At 72.1% G+C, this 16,652-nt stretch carries 15 protein-coding genes and 1 pseudogene; 2 read left to right on the top strand and 14 right to left on the bottom strand.

The features are described from left to right. Positions 1-20: 20 nt before the first annotated feature. From OHS58_RS00700 to OHS58_RS00640, 13 genes and pseudogenes are all read right to left on the bottom strand, one after another. Positions 21-1,388 (bottom strand): nucleotide pyrophosphatase/phosphodiesterase family protein, encoded by a 1,368-nt coding sequence (locus OHS58_RS00700; protein WP_442875510.1) that lies wholly within the window; start codon positions 1,386-1,388, stop codon positions 21-23. Next, positions 1,388-2,512 carry a metabolite traffic protein EboE gene (gene eboE / locus OHS58_RS00695; protein WP_328646798.1) on the bottom strand — a complete coding sequence of 375 codons (1,125 nt, stop codon included), beginning with the start codon at positions 2,510-2,512 and terminating at the stop codon, positions 1,388-1,390. Before eboE ends, OHS58_RS00700 begins: the two co-directional genes overlap by 1 nt. Continuing rightward, complete coding sequence (locus OHS58_RS00690) at positions 2,509-3,360, bottom strand: TatD family hydrolase (protein ID WP_328646797.1); 852 nt, start codon at positions 3,358-3,360, stop codon at positions 2,509-2,511. Before OHS58_RS00690 ends, eboE begins: the two co-directional genes overlap by 4 nt. Beyond that, positions 3,360-3,905, bottom strand: coding sequence for an EboA domain-containing protein (locus tag OHS58_RS00685; protein ID WP_328646796.1), 546 nt, complete (start codon positions 3,903-3,905; stop codon positions 3,360-3,362). The genes OHS58_RS00690 and OHS58_RS00685 overlap by 1 nt, the downstream gene beginning before the upstream one ends. Continuing rightward, positions 3,902-4,723, bottom strand: coding sequence for a sugar phosphate isomerase/epimerase family protein (locus tag OHS58_RS00680; protein WP_328646795.1), 822 nt, complete (start codon positions 4,721-4,723; stop codon positions 3,902-3,904). Before OHS58_RS00680 ends, OHS58_RS00685 begins: the two co-directional genes overlap by 4 nt. Continuing rightward, positions 4,720-5,549 (bottom strand): annotated as a pseudogene (locus OHS58_RS00675) (SCO3242 family prenyltransferase). Before OHS58_RS00675 ends, OHS58_RS00680 begins: the two are co-directional and overlap by 4 nt. Then, positions 5,546-6,667, bottom strand: coding sequence for an inositol-3-phosphate synthase (locus OHS58_RS00670; RefSeq protein WP_328646794.1), 1,122 nt, complete (start codon positions 6,665-6,667; stop codon positions 5,546-5,548). The pseudogene OHS58_RS00675 and the gene OHS58_RS00670 overlap by 4 nt, the downstream one beginning before the upstream one ends. An 18-nt stretch (positions 6,668-6,685) precedes the next feature. Continuing rightward, the gene (locus OHS58_RS00665) at positions 6,686-7,849 is read right to left on the bottom strand and encodes a Gfo/Idh/MocA family protein (RefSeq protein ID WP_328646793.1); all 1,164 of its coding nucleotides are present in this window, start codon (positions 7,847-7,849) and stop codon (positions 6,686-6,688) included. Continuing rightward, positions 7,846-8,871: a substrate-binding domain-containing protein gene (locus OHS58_RS00660; RefSeq protein ID WP_247055376.1), complete on the bottom strand. Its 1,026-nt coding sequence runs from the start codon at positions 8,869-8,871 to the stop codon at positions 7,846-7,848. Before OHS58_RS00660 ends, OHS58_RS00665 begins: the two co-directional genes overlap by 4 nt. Further along, positions 8,868-9,845, bottom strand: coding sequence for an ABC transporter permease (locus OHS58_RS00655; protein WP_328646792.1), 978 nt, complete (start codon positions 9,843-9,845; stop codon positions 8,868-8,870). Before OHS58_RS00655 ends, OHS58_RS00660 begins: the two co-directional genes overlap by 4 nt. Before the next feature lie 82 nt (positions 9,846-9,927). Then, positions 9,928-11,433: a sugar ABC transporter ATP-binding protein gene (locus OHS58_RS00650; RefSeq protein ID WP_328646791.1), complete on the bottom strand. Its 1,506-nt coding sequence runs from the start codon at positions 11,431-11,433 to the stop codon at positions 9,928-9,930. Next, a complete protein-coding gene (locus tag OHS58_RS00645) occupies positions 11,430-12,701 on the bottom strand; it encodes an ROK family transcriptional regulator (RefSeq protein WP_326943419.1) in 1,272 nt (423 codons plus the stop codon). Before OHS58_RS00645 ends, OHS58_RS00650 begins: the two co-directional genes overlap by 4 nt. A 324-nt stretch (positions 12,702-13,025) precedes the next feature. After that, complete coding sequence (locus OHS58_RS00640) at positions 13,026-13,487, bottom strand: MarR family winged helix-turn-helix transcriptional regulator (protein WP_328646790.1); 462 nt, start codon at positions 13,485-13,487, stop codon at positions 13,026-13,028. Between the two features lie 140 nt (positions 13,488-13,627). Here OHS58_RS00640 and OHS58_RS00635 point away from each other — a divergent pair, with 140 nt between their 5' ends. Together OHS58_RS00635 and OHS58_RS00630 are read left to right on the top strand one after the other, a co-directional pair. Then, complete coding sequence (locus tag OHS58_RS00635) at positions 13,628-14,812, top strand: MFS transporter (RefSeq protein ID WP_328646789.1); 1,185 nt, start codon at positions 13,628-13,630, stop codon at positions 14,810-14,812. 23 nt (positions 14,813-14,835) lie between these two features. Beyond that, the gene (locus tag OHS58_RS00630; protein ID WP_326943422.1) at positions 14,836-15,669 is read left to right on the top strand and encodes an aldo/keto reductase; all 834 of its coding nucleotides are present in this window, start codon (positions 14,836-14,838) and stop codon (positions 15,667-15,669) included. Between the two features lie 48 nt (positions 15,670-15,717). Here OHS58_RS00630 and OHS58_RS00625 read toward each other — a convergent pair whose 3' ends face one another. Further along, positions 15,718-16,557 (bottom strand): SAM-dependent methyltransferase, encoded by an 840-nt coding sequence (locus OHS58_RS00625; protein WP_247055391.1) that lies wholly within the window; start codon positions 16,555-16,557, stop codon positions 15,718-15,720. Positions 16,558-16,652 lie beyond the last annotated feature (95 nt).

Here is a 16,652-nt window from a genome sequence, read left to right as displayed (position 1 = left end):
GTCTGACCTCCTGGTGAGTCCTATTCGGTACGGATAGCCGCGAGCAGCAGATCCTTGACTTCGGTGGCGTGGACCTTGTCGCGCGCGAGCACGGGGTCCGAGCACAGCAGCACCGGCCCGTCCTCGGCCGAGTCGGGCAGCCGGCCGTGGCTGCCGCGCACCGGCGCGGGGTCGAGCGGGACGACCTGCATCGAGTACCGCAGGCCGAGCTTCTTGCGGGCCAGCGCGGACGCGGCCTTGAGCTTGACCATCGGGTCGTCGGGGTCGAAGAACAGCTCGGCCGGGTCGTAACCGGGCTTGCGGTGGATCTCGACGGTCTTCGCGAAGTCCGGCGCGCGGTCGTCGCTGAGCCAGTAGTAGTACGTGAACCAGGCGTCCGGCTCGGCGATCGCGACCAGCTCGCCGGCGCGTTCGTGGTTGATCCCGATGCCCGCCTGCGCCGCGCGATCCAGCACGACGTCCACTCCGGACAGTCCGGCGACGAGGTCCCGCACCCGCGGGATGTCCGCCGGGTCGGCGACGTAGACGTGCGCGACCTGGTGGTCGGCCACCGCGAACGCCCGCGACGTCCACGGGTCGAGGTACTCCATGCCCGCCTGGACGTACACGTTGAGCAGGCCCTCACGGCGCAGCGCGCGGTTGATGTCCACCGGCCGGCTCGCGTTCGTGATGCCGTACTCCGACAGCGCGACGACGGTGTGCCCGCCCGCGGCCGCGAAGTCCAGCAACGGCTTCAGCGCGGTGTCGATCTCCCGCGCGGCCGCCGCGGCCTGGGGCGCGTCCGGGCCGAAGCGCTGCAGGTCGTAGTCGAGGTGCGGGAGGTAGACCAGCGTGGTGTCCGGCTGGTCCTCGGTCATGATCTTCTGCGCCGCGGCGATGATCCATTTCGACGACGTGATCGCGGCCGTCGGGCCCCAGTAGGTGAACAGCGGGAACTCGCCGAGCGCGCCGACCAGGCGGTCGTGCAGCTGCGGCGGGTGGGTGTAGGCGTCCGGGGACTTCTTGCCGTCGGCGTGGTAGATCGGCCGCGGGGTCACGGTGAGGTCGACGTCCATGCCCATCGCGTACCACCAGCACACGTTGGCGACCTTGTGCCCGGCCTGCGCGCGGCGAGCCGCGGCCCAGAACTTGTCGCCCTGGACCAGGTTGTTGTGCTGGCGCCAGAAGAACACCTCGCCGAGGTCGCGGAAGTACCAGCCGTTGCCGACGATGCCGTGCTCGGCCGGCTGCAGGCCGGTGAGGAACGTGGACTGCACCGAGCACGTCACGGCGGGGAACACGGTGTCGAGCTGCGCGGTGAAGCCGGGTTCGGCCATCTTGCGCAGGTTCGGCATGTGCGGGAGCAGCCGGGGCGTCAGGCCCACGACGTCGAGAACCAGCAAACTCATCAGTGAACCTCTTCCAAGCCCAGTTCGATCAGGGAACGCCGGGTCCAGTCCAGCTCGGCGGTGATGCCCGCGACGAGCCCGGCGTCGTCGGCGGGTGCGTCCGGGAGCACCTGCCAGGTGTAGGTCTCGACCTCGATGTGGTCGGTGCGCGCGGTGGCGCCGCCGAACAGCTCGGCCAGCGTCCCGGCCAGCACGGGCCGGGTGGACGTCAGCGGCGGCGCCGGGTCGGCGTGCAGCGGCACGTGGAAGTGCACCCGCCACGGCGCCTCCCCCGGCAGGCCACCGGCCAGGGCCGCGTCGAGGTCGTCGGCGCCCGGTGGGGCACCTTCGTTGCTCTGGTGCAGGAATCGCGGCTCCACAAAGGACTCCAACGCCTTGCGCGTCGCCGGATCCGCCGGGTTCGCGGCTTCGAGGGCAGCGGACGCCTGGAGCTTGACGACGTCGAGCCCGGCCGCCTCCAGCCGGCCCAGCGCGGCCGCCGGGTCCTCGAAGCCGACCGCGAGGTGGCACGTGTCGAGGCAGACGCCGAGCCACTCCTTGTCCACTTCGGACAGCAGGGCCGCCGCCTGCGCCGTCGTCTCGATGACGCAGCCGGGCTCCGGCTCGAACGCCACCCGCACCGGACGGTCCTGCTTCGCCAGGCCCTCGGCCAGCAGTTCGAGCTGACCGGCGTCGTCCCGCCACTCGGTGCGCCAGCCCAGCGGCAACGTCGAGACGCTGCCGCGGACCGCGTCCTCGGGCAGCAGCTCGCCCAGCAGCCGCGCGAGGTCGAGGGTGTACCGCGTCCGCTCGGGCGTCGACCAGTCCGGCCGGTACACCTTGTGCTTGACGACCGGGTCGTGGAAGCCCTGGTACGGGAACCCGTTGAGCGTGACGACCTCGAGGCCGCGCGTGGCCAGTTCACCGCGCAGCCGCGCCACCGCCGCCGGGTTGCCGGCCAGCTCGGTCGCCACCGGGCGGGCCAGCCACAGGCCGAGGCCGAGCCGGTCCACGCCCAGGCGTTCCCGCACCGGCTCGCCGAAGCGCGCCAGCTGGGTGAGCACGCCGTCGAGGTCCTCGGCCTGGTGCACGTTGGTGCAGTAGGCGAGGTGGACGAGCGTGCCGTCGGGGTGCCGGAACCTCACTTGCGCGCCCCTCGCAGGATCGAGTTGCCCGCGAACTCGGCGTCCGGCGCGTCGCCCTCCAGCGAGAGGCGCCCGCTCTGCCCGTAGAACTCGACCGGGTTGCGCCACAACACGAGGTCGACGTCGTCCTCGCTGAACCCGGCGGCCAGCATCGCGTCGCCGGTGCGCCGGGTCTTGAGCGGATCGCTCTTGCCCCAGTCGGCCGCGGAGTTCACCAGCACGCGTTCGGTCCCGTACTCCCGGAGGATCGCGACCATCCGCTCTTCGTCCATCTTCGTGTCCGGGTAGATCGAGAACCCCATCCAGGAGCCGGAGTCCTTGACCATCGCGACGGTCACCTCGTTGAGGTGGTCGAGCACCACGCGCTCCGGCGCGATGCCGGACTCGCGGACGACGGCGATGCTGCGCTCGGTGCCGGCCGCCTTGTCGCGGTGCGGGGTGTGCACCATCGCGGGCAGCTCGTGGTCGATGGCCAGGGCCAGCTGCGCGGCGAACGCCTTGTCCTCCTCCGCGGTCATCGAGTCGTAGCCGATCTCGCCGACCGCGACCACGCCGTCCTTCTCCAGGTACCGCGGCAGCAGGTCGAGCACGGGCGCGCAGCGGGGGTCGTTGGCCTCCTTGGGGTTCAGCGCGATCGTGCAGTGGTGGGCGATGCCGAACTGGCTCGCGCGGAACGGTTCCCAGCCGACCAGCGCGTCGAAGTAGTCGGTGAAGCTGCCGACGCTCGTGCGTGGCTGGCCCAGCCAGAACGCCGGCTCGACGAGCGCGCGGACGCCGGCGGCGTGCATCGCCGCGTAGTCGTCGGTGGTCCGGGAGCTCATGTGGATGTGCGGGTCGAAGATGCGCATCAGACGTCCTGTTCGGTCAGCAGGGGGAGGAGGTCGGCGGGCACGTCGCGGCCCGCCGCGGTGCGCTCGGCGGCGAACGACCGCATCATCCGCAGCAGCTCCTCGTCGGTCCGGCGGTCCAGCCCGGCGATGTCCGCCAGGGGGATGCCCATGAAGACGCACTTGAGCACGCCGTGGCGGTAGGCGGAGTCGTCCAGGCGCGCGGCGCCGTACTCCCCCATCGCGGCGGTGACGAGCCGGGTGTCGTTGGTGCGCAACGCGTCCGCGACCAGCTCCAGCCCGGCGTCACCGGTGTCCACAACGGACAGTCCACGAAGGACGGCCCGTTTCTCGGCGGCGTCGCCGTAGCGGTAGAGATCGGGCATCTCGGCGGCGGCCCCGGGAGCCGCTTTGAGCAGCTCCACCCGGGCGACGTCGTCGACCGTCCACCCCGGGACGTCCGACGGCCCCCGGCCGACCCGGCGGCCGACGCCGGGGAACAGCGTGCGCAACGCCGTCGCGTCGGACGCGACCTTCGTCAAGGCTTCGTCGAGCCACGCGGTCACGCGGTCACCGCCCGGCGCAGGAACTCCAGGGACTCGCGGGCGATCCGCGGGGCCGCGTGGCTGTCACGCGGCAGCTCCACCGCGACAAGCCCGGGGTACGGCGACAGCGCTTCGAGCACGGGCGGGAAGTCGATCTCTCCCCGGCCGAACTCGAGGTGCTCGTGGGTGCCCCGGCGCATGTCGTCGATCTGGACGTTCACCAGCCGCGGCAGGGCGCGGCGGACGCAGTCGGGCACGGACGCCGTCTCGTTGCACCGGCAGTGCCCGATGTCCAGCGTCAGCCCGAACCGCTCCGGATCACCGAGCCTGCTCGCGAGGTCGAAGTAGCCGTCGAGGTCTTCGACGAGCATCCCCGGCTCCGGCTCGAACCCGAGCTTGACGTCGTGGTCGTCGGCGGCCTTGAGGACGTCCGAACAGCCCGCGACCAGGTGATCCCAGGCGTCCTCAGTGGACAGATCCACGGGCTTGTTGCCGCTCCAGAACGAGACGGCCTCGGCCCCGAGGTCCGCGGCGATCTCGACGGCCCGGGTCAGGAAGTCCACGCGCAAGGAACGGTCCGGGTCGAGGAACGTCGGCGCGTGCTTGCGCCACGGGTCCAGCAGGAACCGCGCGCCCGTCTCGATCACGACGGCCAGCCCGAGCCGGTCCAGGTCGTCGGCCAGCGAAGCGACGCGCCGCGCGAGGTCCGGGCCGAACGGGTCGAGGTGCTGGTGGTCGAGCGTCAGCGCGACGCCGTCGTAGCCGAGGTCGGCCAGGACGCGCAGCGCGTCGCCGAGGCGGTGGTTGGCGAAACCGTTGGTGCCGTACCCGAACCTCATGTCGGTGACACCTTCCGGCTCAGCGCCCGCGCGAGCGGGAACGCGGCGGCCACGGCCAGCGCCGAGCGCCACGCGCCGGTGCGCGCGATCAGCCCGGCCTGCAGCGGGATCATCCCGTGGATCCCGGCGCCGACCGCGCGCCGGATCACCGGTGCCTTCGGGTCGCGGACGGCGTCGTACTGCGCTCGTCCGGTCGTCACCGCGTACGTCCCGAGCAGCGCCGAGGCCAGCGGCCCGACACGGCCGGCGGCGACGCGCACCCCGGCCGTCGCGACCAACGTGGCGGCCGGAAGGGCGGGGGTGGCACCGTCCACTTCGGACCGGGACAGCGTCGTCACGGCCATGGTGTGCGCGCCGACCGTCAGCGCGGCGGGCAGGGCCGCCCGGGCGCCACCCGCCCCGAGCAGGACGTCCAGGGTCCGGGCCGCGGCCATCGCGACCGGCCCGAACGGCGTCGACTTGAGCAGGAAGTCGTACGCCCACACGGTCGCGGCCAGCGGCACGGCGACGCGCAGCGCGCGCGCTTGCCCCCGGCGACCGCCGCGATGCCGAGACCACCCGCGGTCAGCCCGGTCGCGACCCCCAGCGCCGTGCCCGGCGTGATGCGGCCCGACGGAATCGGCCGCTCGGGCCGTTCCACCGCGTCGAGGTCGCGGTCGGCGTAGTCGTTGAGCGCCATGCCCGCCCAGTAGATGCAGACGGACGCGCCGGTCAGCGCGAGCGTCCGGCGGCCGAAGGGCCAGCCCGACGCGGCCGCGCCGGCGACGGCGTCCCCGGGCACGGTCAGCGCGGCGGGCGCGCGGACGAGCTCGATCAGCGCCTTCACCGGTTCGCCCACTCACGCAGGGCCGCGTACTGCGACGCGAGGTCGTGCGGGCCGTCGCCGGCGGGATCCTTGAAGAAGAACCCGAACTCGGCCACCGGCCCGGCGACGCCGTCGCGGCACGCCTTGGCGGTGAGCCGGGCGAGGTCGAGCACCAGCGGCGCGGCGAGCGCGGAGTCGCAGCCCTGCCAGGTGAGCTGCAACGTCATGCGGGCGCCGAGGAACCCCTCGAACAGCACGTGGTCCCACGCGGTCTTCCAGTCGCCGAGCGCGGGGACGTAGTCGATGTGCACCTCGCCGTCGACGTCCCGGCCGAGGTTCTGCGAGAGCACCTGCTGCTTGGACGCGTTCTTGCTCGACGCCGCCCCGGGATCGGCGAGGGTCGCGCCGTCGCCGCCGCCGAGCAGGTTGGTGCCCGACCACGACAGCACGTTCAGCGCGCGCTGGGCGAACATCGGCGCGAGCACCGACCGCAGCAGCGTCTCGCCGGTCTTGCCGTCGCGGCCCGCGTACGGCAGGCCGGCCGTGCGGGCGAGTTCGTCCAGCGCCGGCAGCCGGGCGCCGGTGGACGGTGTGAAGTCGACAAAGCCACACCCCGCGCGGAACGCGGCGTAGGCGTACAACGCGCTGGGCGGCACCACGTCCGGGCCCGCGTCCAGCGCGTCTTCCAACGCGGCCAGGGAGACGTGCGCCGGGTGCGGCGCACAGGGCGGTTCGGTGGAGGAGACGTTGAGCACGACGACGTGGTCCAGACCCTCGCCGAACGCGGTCAGGTCCGCGACGATCCGGTCGGCAGCCTCACGTCCGTGGCCGGACGGCGCCGGGCGCAGCCGCGCCTCGGCCGCCTCCAGGTCGGCCGTGACCGGCCCCGGCAGCGTCGCGGGCAGCACGCCCGCCGCCACCAGGTGCTCGGCCCGCTTGACCAGTGGTGTGTCGACGACGTCGTGGCCCCCGAAGACCAGGTCCCCCAAGCCGGGCAGATCCGCCCCGGCGAAGTCCGGCAGCTCGGTCACGCACCCCGTGCGCGCGGTCAGCCCCGCGCGCATCGCGGCGGCCCCGGCGATGGCCGTGGTGGCCACCGATCCCCGGGCCCCGATCAGCCAGACACCGATCTTCCCCATGATTCCCTCCCTGTTGTTTCAGCCCGCGCCCGGCACTCCGGTTTCGACGCGGGTCCAGACACTGCGCGCCGCGGCGCTTTCCTCGACCGCCGCGAGCACCCGCTGCACCTGCAGCCCGTCCGCGAAGGACGGTGAAGGGTCCTCGCCCGCGGCCAGCGCGACGAGCAGATCACGCACCTCGTGGGTGAACGTGTGTTCGTAGCCGAGCCCGTGCCCCGGCGGCCACCAGGCGCCGACGTACGGGTGCCCGGGCTCGGTGACCTGGATCCGGCGGAAGCCGCCGAGCTCCGGGTCTTCGGTGTGGTCGTGGAAGGCCAGCTCGTTCATCGCCTCGAAGTCGAACGCGAGGCTGCCCGCTGAGCCGTTGATCTCCAGGCGCAGCGCGTTCTTCCGGCCGCTCGCGAACCGCGTCGCCTCGAAGGTGCCGACGGCGCCGCCTGCGAACCGCGCCAGGAACAACGCGGTGTCGTCGACCGTGACGGCGCCGCGCTCGGCCGATCCGGGCAGCGGCCGTTCGCCGACGAACGTCTCGGTCAGCCCGCTGACGCCGGTGACGAGCGAGCCGGCGACGAACTGGGCGAGGTCGATCGCGTGCGCCCCGATGTCCCCGAGGGCACCGGACCCGGCCTTGTCCTTCCGCAGCCGCCAGACGAGCGGGAACTCCGGGTCGACGATCCAGTCCTGGAGGTACTGGGCGCGAACGTGACGTATCTCGCCCAGCCGGCCCTCGGCGACGAGCCGCCGCGCCAGCGCCACGGCCGGCACCCGCCGGTAGTTGAAGCCCACCATGGACCGCACCCCGCGGGTGGCCGCCTCAGCGGCCGCCGCGGCCATCGCCTCGGCTTCGGCGACCGTGTTGGCCAGCGGTTTCTCGCACAGCACGTGCTTGCCCGCGGCGAGCGCGGCCAGCGCGATCTCCGCGTGCGTGTCGCCGGGCGTGCAGATGTCCACCAGATCTACATCGCCGGATTCGATCAAGCGTTTCCACTCGGTCTCGACGGACGCCCAGCCGAGCTTCGCCGCGGCCGCCTCCGTGGCCGGTTTGTCCCGGCCGCAGAGCACCGCCATCCGCGGCGCGCGCGGGACGTCGAAGGCCCGGTGCACGGTCCGCCACGCCTGCGAGTGGGCCGCGCCCATGAAGGCGTAGCCGACCATCCCCACGCCGATGGTGCCGCCGCTCATTCGAACGACCCCGGCAGGTACTTGTCCACGTTCTCCTTGGTGACGACGGCCGAGAACAGCGTCACGGTCGCCGGCACCTCCTGTTCGGCCAGGTCACCCAGCCCCTTCGCCTGCCCGAGCAACCGCGCCAGCCGGACCGCCGAGGCGGCCATCGTCGGCGGGTAGAGGACCGTCGCCTTCAGCACCGACGAGTCCGCCTTGATCTGCTCCATCGCCGCCTTCGAGCCGGCGCCGCCGACCATCAGGAAGTCCGACCGGCCGACCTGCTTCACCGCCTGCAGCGCGCCGACGCCCTGGTCGTCGTCGTGGTTCCAGATCGCGTCGAACTTCGGGTGCGCCTGCAGCAGCTCGGCCATCCGGGCCTGGCCGGTCGGCACGGTGAACTCCGCGGCGGCCCGGCCGATCTTCTGGATGCCGGGGAAGTTGGCCAGCGCGTCGTCGAAGCCCTGCGAGCGCTGCCGCGTCAGCTCCAGGGTGTCGATCCCGGCCAGCTCCAGGACCGTGCCCTTCCCGCCGAGCTTCTGCCCGATGTAGTTGCCCGCGTTGACGCCCATCCGGTAGTTGTCGCCGCCGATCCAGGTGCGGTAGCTCTGCGGCGAGTCGAAGATGCGGTCGAGGTTGATCACCGGGATCCCGGCGTCCATCGCCTTGCGCCCGGCCGGGGTGAGCTGCTTGCCGTCGGCCGGCAGCACGACCAGGACGTCGACCTTGCGGTTGATCAGCGTCTCGACCTGCGCGGACTGGGTGGCGGCGTCGTTCGAGCCCTCGGCGACGACCAGTTCGACGTCCGGGTGGCGCGAGGCCTCCGCGCGGGCGTTGACGGTGATGGCGTTGAGCCAGCCGTGGTCGGCCTGCGGCCCGGCGAACCCGACGGTCACCTTCTTGCCCGGGGTGTCGGCCGCGCCCTGGGTGACGGTCGCGGCGGCGGGCTCGTCGCTGTTGCTCGTGCACGCGGCGAGCGCGCCGACGCCGACAGCGGACGCGCCGGCGAGGAACGCGCGTCTGCGGAGGGGGTTGTTCATGAGGATTTCCTCTCGGTCGAATACCGGCGCTGGACGAGGACGGCGAGCACGATGAGCACGCCCTTGGCGAGCTGCTGCACCGCCGTGGGCAGGTTGTTGAGGGTGAACAGGACGCTGATCGTGGTGAACACGAGCACGCCGAGGACGGACCCGGCGAGCGTGCCGCGCCCGCCCGAAAGCAGGGTGCCGCCGATGATCACCGCGGCGATGGCGTCGAGCTCGTAGAGGTTCCCGTTCCCGCTGGTGCCGGAACTGGTCAGGATGATCAGCATCACGCTCGCGATGCCGCAGCAGAGCCCGGAAAGCACGTACAGCAGGCAGGTGTGCAGCCGGACGTTGATGCCGGCCAGCCGCGCGGCTTCGAGGTTGCCGCCGATCGCGTAGGTGCGGCGGCCGAACGTGGTGCGGTTGAGCAGGATCCAGCCGAGGACGGCGACCGCGGCGAAGATCAGCACCAGCGGCGGGATCCCGAGCACGTAGCTGTCCTGGTAGCCGAGGTCGACCAGCGCCTGGTTCTTCGGCGTGACGGTCTGCGTGCGGCCCTGGGAGAGCTGGATCGCCAGGCCGCGCGCCGAGGCGAGCATGGCCAGCGTGGCGATGAACGCGACCAGTTTCCCGTAGGCGATCAGCAGACCCGTCACCAGGCCGGCGCCGAGACCCACGGCGACCGCGCAGAACACGATCCCGCCGATGCCGAACGACTGCGTCGCCTTCGTCGTCGCCCACACCGTCGCGAGCGCGACCACCGCGCCGACCGACAGGTCGATGCCGCCGCCGATGATCACGAACGTCATGCCGACGGTGATCACGCCGATCACCGACGCCTGCGTCAGCAGCAGCACGAGCGTGCCGGTGGACAGGAACTGGCCGGGCTGGGTGATCGCGCCGATCACCGCCAGCAGCACGAGCACCCCGACGAGGCCGAGGTTGCGGATCTCGCTGATCCGTCTCCGGTTGGGTGCGGCCCGGGCCACCGGCCGTCCTTCGGGGGCCCGGGTGGCGAAGCCCCCGGCTCGGGGCGGAGCCCCGCTTGTCTCAGCCCCTTCCGACGCTTGTTCAGTCATGGACGCGCTCCTCCAGGATGAGATCCAGCACGCGGCGCTCGTCGAGTTCGCGTGCGTCGGCTTCGGTGACGACCTGGCCTTCGCGCAGCACCAGCACCCGGTCGGCCAGCCCGAGCACCTCCGGCAGTTCGCTGGAGACCAGCAGGATCGCGACGCCGGAGTCGGCGAGGTCGCGGATCACGCGGTACAGCTCGGCCCGCGCGCCGACGTCGACGCCGCGGGTCGGCTCGTCGAGCAGCAGCACCCGGCAGCCCTTGAGCAGCCAGCGCGCGACGACGGCCTTCTGCTGGTTGCCGCCCGAGAGCTTGCCGACGATCCGGCGGACGTCGGCCGGGCGCAGGTCGAGCGCCTCGGTGTGCCCGCGCACGGCGTCGATCTCGGCCTTCCCGCTGAACCAGCCGAACCGCGCGTACCGCCGCAGCGACGGCAGGGAGACGTTGCGCGCCACGGAATCGTGCAGCAGCAGCGCCTGGCTCTTGCGTTCCTCCGGCGCCAGGCCGAGCCCGCCGCGGACAGCCGCGCCGACGCCGTTCTTCAACGGCTTCCCGGCCAGCCGGATCTCCCCCGCCGTCGCCTTGCGCGCGCCGTAGACGGTTTCGAGGACCTCCGAGCGGCCCGAGCCGACCAGCCCGGCGATCCCGAGGATCTCGCCTTCCCGCACCGAGAAGTCGACGTCGCCGAACGCGCCTTCCAGCGTGAGGCCGGTGACGCCGAGGACCTCGGGTTTGCCCTCGTGCGCACCGGGTTCCGGGCGCGGCGGGAACGGGAACTCGACGCGGCGGCCGGTCATCCGGGCCACCAGGTCCCCGGTCGGCGTCGTGCGCGCGGGCAGCCCGGCGGCGACGGTCCGGCCGTCCTTGAGCACGCTCACCCGGTCGCCGATCTCGCGGATCTCGGCCAGCCGGTGGGAGATGTAGAGCACCGCGACGCCGCGCGCGGTCAGCCCGCGGATCACCCGGAACAGGTTGGCCACCTCGTCGGCGGCGAGCACCGCGGACGGCTCGTCGAGCACGATCAGCCGCGCGTCGAGCGAGAGGGCGCGGGCGAGGCTGACGATCTGCTTGCCCGCCGCCGACAGCGTGCCGACCTCGCGTTCGACGCGGATTTCCTGATGCCCCAAGCGGTCCAGCAGCTTGCGCGCCTCGGCCCGCATGGCGGTGCGGCGGACGAACCCGCCGCGGGCCTGCTCGTGGCCGAGGAAGACGTTCTCCGCCACGGAAAGCCCGTCGACGAGGTCGAGCTCCTGGTACAGCGTGGCGATGCCGTGCCGGATCGCCGCGGTCGGGTTCGGCAGCCGCACCGGCGTCCCGTCGAGCCGGATCTCGCCGGTGTCCGGCCGGTGCGCGCCGGCGAGGACCTTGATCAGCGTCGACTTCCCGGCGCCGTTCTGCCCGAGCAGGCAATGGACTTCGCCGGCTTCGACGCTCAGCTCGACGTCGTCGAGCGCGCGCACACCCGGGAACTGCTTGCCGATCCCGGTCATCTCCACGAGCGTCATCCGCTGTCCCTTTCCGCGCGCACCGGCACCAGCGCCGGGTCGTCGAACACCGCCTGCAGCGCGACGTGCGCGCCGCCGCGCGAAGCCGCGGAGAACCCGAGCCAGGACAGCTCGACGCGGCAGCCCCCGATGCCCGGCGCGATCACGCGGGCCTCGAGCTCGGTCATCATCGGGCCCAGCAGGTACGGCCCCAGCTGGGCGAAGTAGCCGCCCAGCAGCACCACCCGCGGGTTGAAGACGTTGATCAACACGGCCGCGCCGACGCCGAGACCGGTGCCGACCTGCGCCAGCGCGTCGAGCGTGCGCTTGTCCTTCAGCTGCGCGCGGCGGCGGATCATGTCGAGCCGCTGTTCGAGGTCGAGCGACGGGTCGTGCACCGGGTCGTTCGGCGACGCCGCCAGCCGCAGCATCCCGGCCAGCCCGACGAGCGTCTCCCAGCAGCCGCGGCGCCCGCAGCCGCAGACGCGCCCGGCCGGGTCGAGCTGGATGTGCCCGATCTCGCCGGAGAACCCTTCGGCGCCGCCGAGCAGCCGGCCCCCGGAGATCACGCCGCCGCCGACGCCGATCTCGCCGGTCAGGTACACGAGGTCCGCCGTTCCGGCGACGCTGCCCATCGCGTATTCGCCGAGCGCGCCGAGGTTCGCGTCGTTGGCCGTGCGGATCGGGAACGCCGGCGGCCCGAGTCGGCGCGTCAGCCGTTCGGTGATGCCGCGGACGACCGGGACGTCGGTCCAGTGGAGGTTCGGCGCGAAGGCGACGGTCCCGCTCGCGACGTCGACCAGCGCCGGGATCCCGACGGTCACGCCGGCCGGCACGACGCCGAGGCGGCGGCATTCCCGCAGCGCCCGCGCGGTCAGCTCGGCGCCGGCGTCGAGCACCTTCTCGACGGGAAGCGCTTGCACGTCGAGCGCGACGCGTTGTTCGAAAAGGACGGTGCCGGTCAGGTCCAGCGCGAGGGCGGTGAGGTAGTCGACGTTGATCTCGACGCCGATCCCGCCGACGCCGCGGCCGTCGAGCTCGACGATCGTGCCGGGGCGACCCACCGAACCGGCTCGTTCGCGTTCGCCTTCGCGGGCCAAGCCGCGTTCGACGAGCTCGGAAACGAGGCTCGACACGGTCGCCTTGTTCAGCCCGGTGTCCGCGGCGATGCCCGCCCGGGACCGGGATCCCGCGTCCCGCAGGTGCCGCAGCACCAACGCGAGGTTCGTCCGGCGGACCGCGGCCTGGTCGGCCGGGCGCACCGGTTTGAGCGAAAAGGAGGAGTCCACGCCGACACCGCCCGAGTTCGTCTGGTGGGACAACAAATTAGGGCGGGCGGAACGAACGGGTCAACGAGGTAACCGGGCACCGGGGCCGGACGAAAGCCGCAAAAAGCGAGCTGACCAGCGAAACTATCGAACCGGGGCGGGAATGCCGTCCCACGGATGGAGCACGGGTTCGGGTGCGTGGCCGCCGTAATCCCGCCGCCGAACGGGAGCGGTTTCGGAATGCCCCGCTGATCGGGACGTTCCACCGAAAAGCGCAGTCACGCGCGGACTCCGCCATTCGGCTTGCACAATTGTCGGGCGGACCGACGAAACTTTCTGAAAGCGTCAGGCGGTGCGGGCGCCGGGGAACGTGAGTGTGCCGAGGGCGCCCACGAGCGGCGCGAGTTCCGGCAGCGCTTCGGCTTCGGCGAGGGCTTCGGCCAGCGCGGTGTCGTGGGTCGGACGGGCCGCCGTCAGCAGCTCCCGCCCCGCCGGCGTCACCTCGGTGTAGATCCCGCGGCGGTCGTCCGCGCAGAGGTAGCGGGCCAGCAGCCCGCGGTCCTCCAGCCGGGTGACCAGGCGCGTCGTCGCGGACTGGCTGAGCACCACGGCGTTGGCGAGCTGGTTCATCCGGAGGTGGAAGCCGTCCTGGCGGCCGAGGACGTCGAGCACCGTGTACTCGCTCACCGAAAGCTCGTGGTCGCGTTCGAGGGCGCGCTGCAGCCGGTCCTCGATCCGCGCGTGCAGCGCGGCCAGCGTCCGCCAGCCCTGCGCGCGCGCTTCGACGGCGTCGTCGTCCAGTGACACGGTTCACCTCTCCCCGGCTTGCGCGCACACCGTTGCACGCTGCACCATCAAGCTTGTGCAATATACGGCGTCTGCAACTATCTCGGACGCTCGTAGTTGCCGACGCTGCTGACCACTCTACCCGGGGAAGAAGGAAGTCCATGCCCGCCGCTCTGCTCGCACTGGCGATCAGCGCTTTCGGGATCGGCACCACCGAGTTCGTGATCATGGGCCTGCTGCCCGAGGTCGCGGGCGACTTCGGGGTCTCGATCCCTGCCGCCGGCCTGCTCATCTCGGGCTACGCGCTCGGCGTCGTCGTCGGTGCTCCCGTGCTCACCGCGCTCGCCTCGCGGGTGCCGCGCAAGACCGTGCTCGTCGCGCTGATGGGCCTGTTCATCGCGGGGAACGTGCTCTCGGCGCTGGCCCCGAGCTACGGCCTGCTGATGACCGGCCGGGTGGTCGCCGCCCTGGCGCACGGCGCGTTCTTCGGCGTCGGCTCGGTCGTCGCCGCCTCGCTCGTCGCCCCGGCCAAGCAGGCCGGCGCCATCGCGCTGATGTTCACCGGCCTGACCGTGGCGAACGTCCTCGGCGTGCCCGCCGGCACCGCGCTCGGCCAGGCCTTCGGCTGGCGCTCGACGTTCTGGGTGGTCAGCGCCCTGGGCGTGGCCGGCGCGATCGGCATCCTGGCGCTCGTGCCGCACCAGCGGCCCGCTCCGGGCGCGGGCCTGCGCGGCGAACTCGCCGTGTTCCGGCGCCCGCAGGTGTGGCTCGCGCTGCTGACGACGACCCTCGGCTTCGCCGGGGTGTTCGCGTCCTTCACCTACATCGCGCCGATGATGACCGAGGTCGCCGGCTTCTCCAGCGGCGCCGTCACCTGGCTGCTCGTGCTCTTCGGCGCCGGCCTGTTCGCCGGCAACCTGCTCGGCGGCAAGGCCGCGGACCGCAAGCTGATGCCCAGCCTGTACGTCATCCTCGCCGCGCTGGCCCTGGTGCTCACGGCGTTCGTGTTCACCGCCCACGCGCAGGTGCCGGCGGCCATCACGATCGTGGTGTTCGGCGCGGCCGGCTTCGCGACCGTGCCGCCGCTGCAGGCCCGCGTCATGGCCAAGGCCGAAGGCGCCCCGGCGCTGGCCTCGGCGGCGAACATCGCCGCGTTCAACCTCGGCAACGCCGGCGGCGCGTGGCTCGGCGGCCAGGCCATCGAGGCCGGCCTCGGCTACACCGCCCCCAGCTGGATCGGCGCCCTGCTCGCCGCGACCGGCCTGGCCGTGGCGCTCGTCTCCGGCCTGCTCGACCGCAAGACCCGGGTTAGTTTCGACTCCGGGGAACGGGTACCCGCCCGATGAACCACCCACCGAAAGGAACCTTCGTGACCAGCGTGCCCGTGATCGAACTCAACAACGGCGTCCGGATGCCGCAGCTCGGCTTCGGCGTCTTCCAGGTCCCGGACGCCGAGACCAAGGCCGCGGTGCAGGCCGCGCTCGAAGCGGGATACCGCAGCATCGACACCGCCGCCGTCTACGGCAACGAGGCCGGCGTCGGCCAGGCCCTCGCCGAGTCCGGCGTCGCCCGGGACGAGCTGTTCATCACCACCAAGCTGTGGAACTCCGCCCAGGGCTACGACGCGACGCTCGAGGCGTTCGACGTCAGCATGGAGAAACTCGGGCTGGAGCAGCTGGACCTGTACCTGATCCACTGGCCGACGCCCGAGCGCGACAAGTACCTCGACACCTGGAAGGCGTTCGAGAAGCTCCACGCCGACGGCCGCGTCCGCGCGATCGGCGTGTCCAACTTCCAGCCCGCGCACCTCGAGCGGCTGCTCGAGCACGCCGAGGTCGCCCCGGCGCTCAACCAGGTCGAGCTGCACCCGTACCTGCAGCAGCGGGAGGTCCGCGAGTTCGACGCGAAGCACGGCATCGCGACCGAAGCGTGGAGCCCGCTCGCCAAGGGCGGCTCGCTGCTGGGCGACCCGATCGTCGCGGAACTGGCGGTCAAGCACAGCCGCACGCCCGCGCAGATCGTGCTGCGCTGGCACCTGCAGCTGGGCAACGTGGTGATCCCGAAGTCCGTTACTCCGTCACGGATCCAGGAAAACTTTGACCTGTTCGAGTTCACCCTCACGGAGGAGGAAGTGGAGTCGCTGACGCCGCTGAACCGCGACGAGCGCACCGGTCCGGACCCGGACACCTTCAACGCCGCCTGATCTTTTCACCCCGAGCCCGGCACTTTCACGTGAAAGTGCCGGGCTCGGTCACAGCTTGCGGGCGACTCCGCCCAGCGTCAGGAAGTTCAATTCGCTCAACGGGTGGATGCGCGGGCCGTCCGGCCACCATTCGTGCAGGTAGACCAATCCCGGCCGGAGCGGTTCGAGGCCGTCGAAGAACGACGCGATCTGCTCCCGCGACCGGTGGACGCTGCCCAGCCCGGTGCCCTGGAAACTGGTCTCCAGCAACCGCGCCAGTTCCTGGCGCGGCGAGTCCTCTTCCGGGTCGAAGTTGTGCGTGAGCAGCAGGTACGACCCGGGCGCGAGCGCCGCGACGTACTCCGAGACGATCTTCTTCGCCCGGTCGTAGTCGTCGATGTGGTGCACGATCGACGTCAGGATCAGCGCCACCGGCCGGGAGAAGTCCAGGTGTTCCCGGACGACCGGGTCGGCGAGGGTTTCCGCCGGCTTCGTCAGGTCCGCGCCCGTGACGTGGGTGAGGTAGTTCTCCTCCAGCAAAGCGCGCCCGTGCACCTGCACGACCGGGTCGATGTCGACGTACACCACCTGCGCGTCGGGGTTGTATCTCTGGGCCACCTGGTGGGTGTTCTCCGCGGTCGGCATGCCCGAGCCCAGGTCCAGGAACTGGTCGAGGCCACGCTTTCCGGCCAGGAACCGCACCGCGCGGACCAGCCAGTCGCGGTGTTCCTTCGCCATCGTGCGCGCGCCGGGCGCGATCGCCAGGAGCCGCCGCATCGCTTCGCGGTCGACTTCGTAGTGGTCGTGCCCGCCGAGCAACGCGTCGGACAGCCGGGCCAAGCTCGCCTTGCTGAAATCGAGGGCGGCTGCGCCTCCCTCGGCCCCGGACCGCAGGTCCCCAGGCGTCATCGACTCTCCCTCGTCGAGCGGCGGACGAGCCCCTGCCCCGGGCTCGGCCACCGTGTCCGGCAACGGACAGTGCTCAGACTACGACATGGCGTTCA

The sequence above is a fragment of the Amycolatopsis sp. NBC_00348 genome (genome assembly GCF_036114655.1).
In the GTDB taxonomy this organism is placed as follows: domain Bacteria; phylum Actinomycetota; class Actinomycetes; order Mycobacteriales; family Pseudonocardiaceae; genus Amycolatopsis.
The sequence above is the reverse complement of the archived record's forward strand: the minus strand, read 5'-3'. Positions and strand labels throughout refer to the sequence as shown.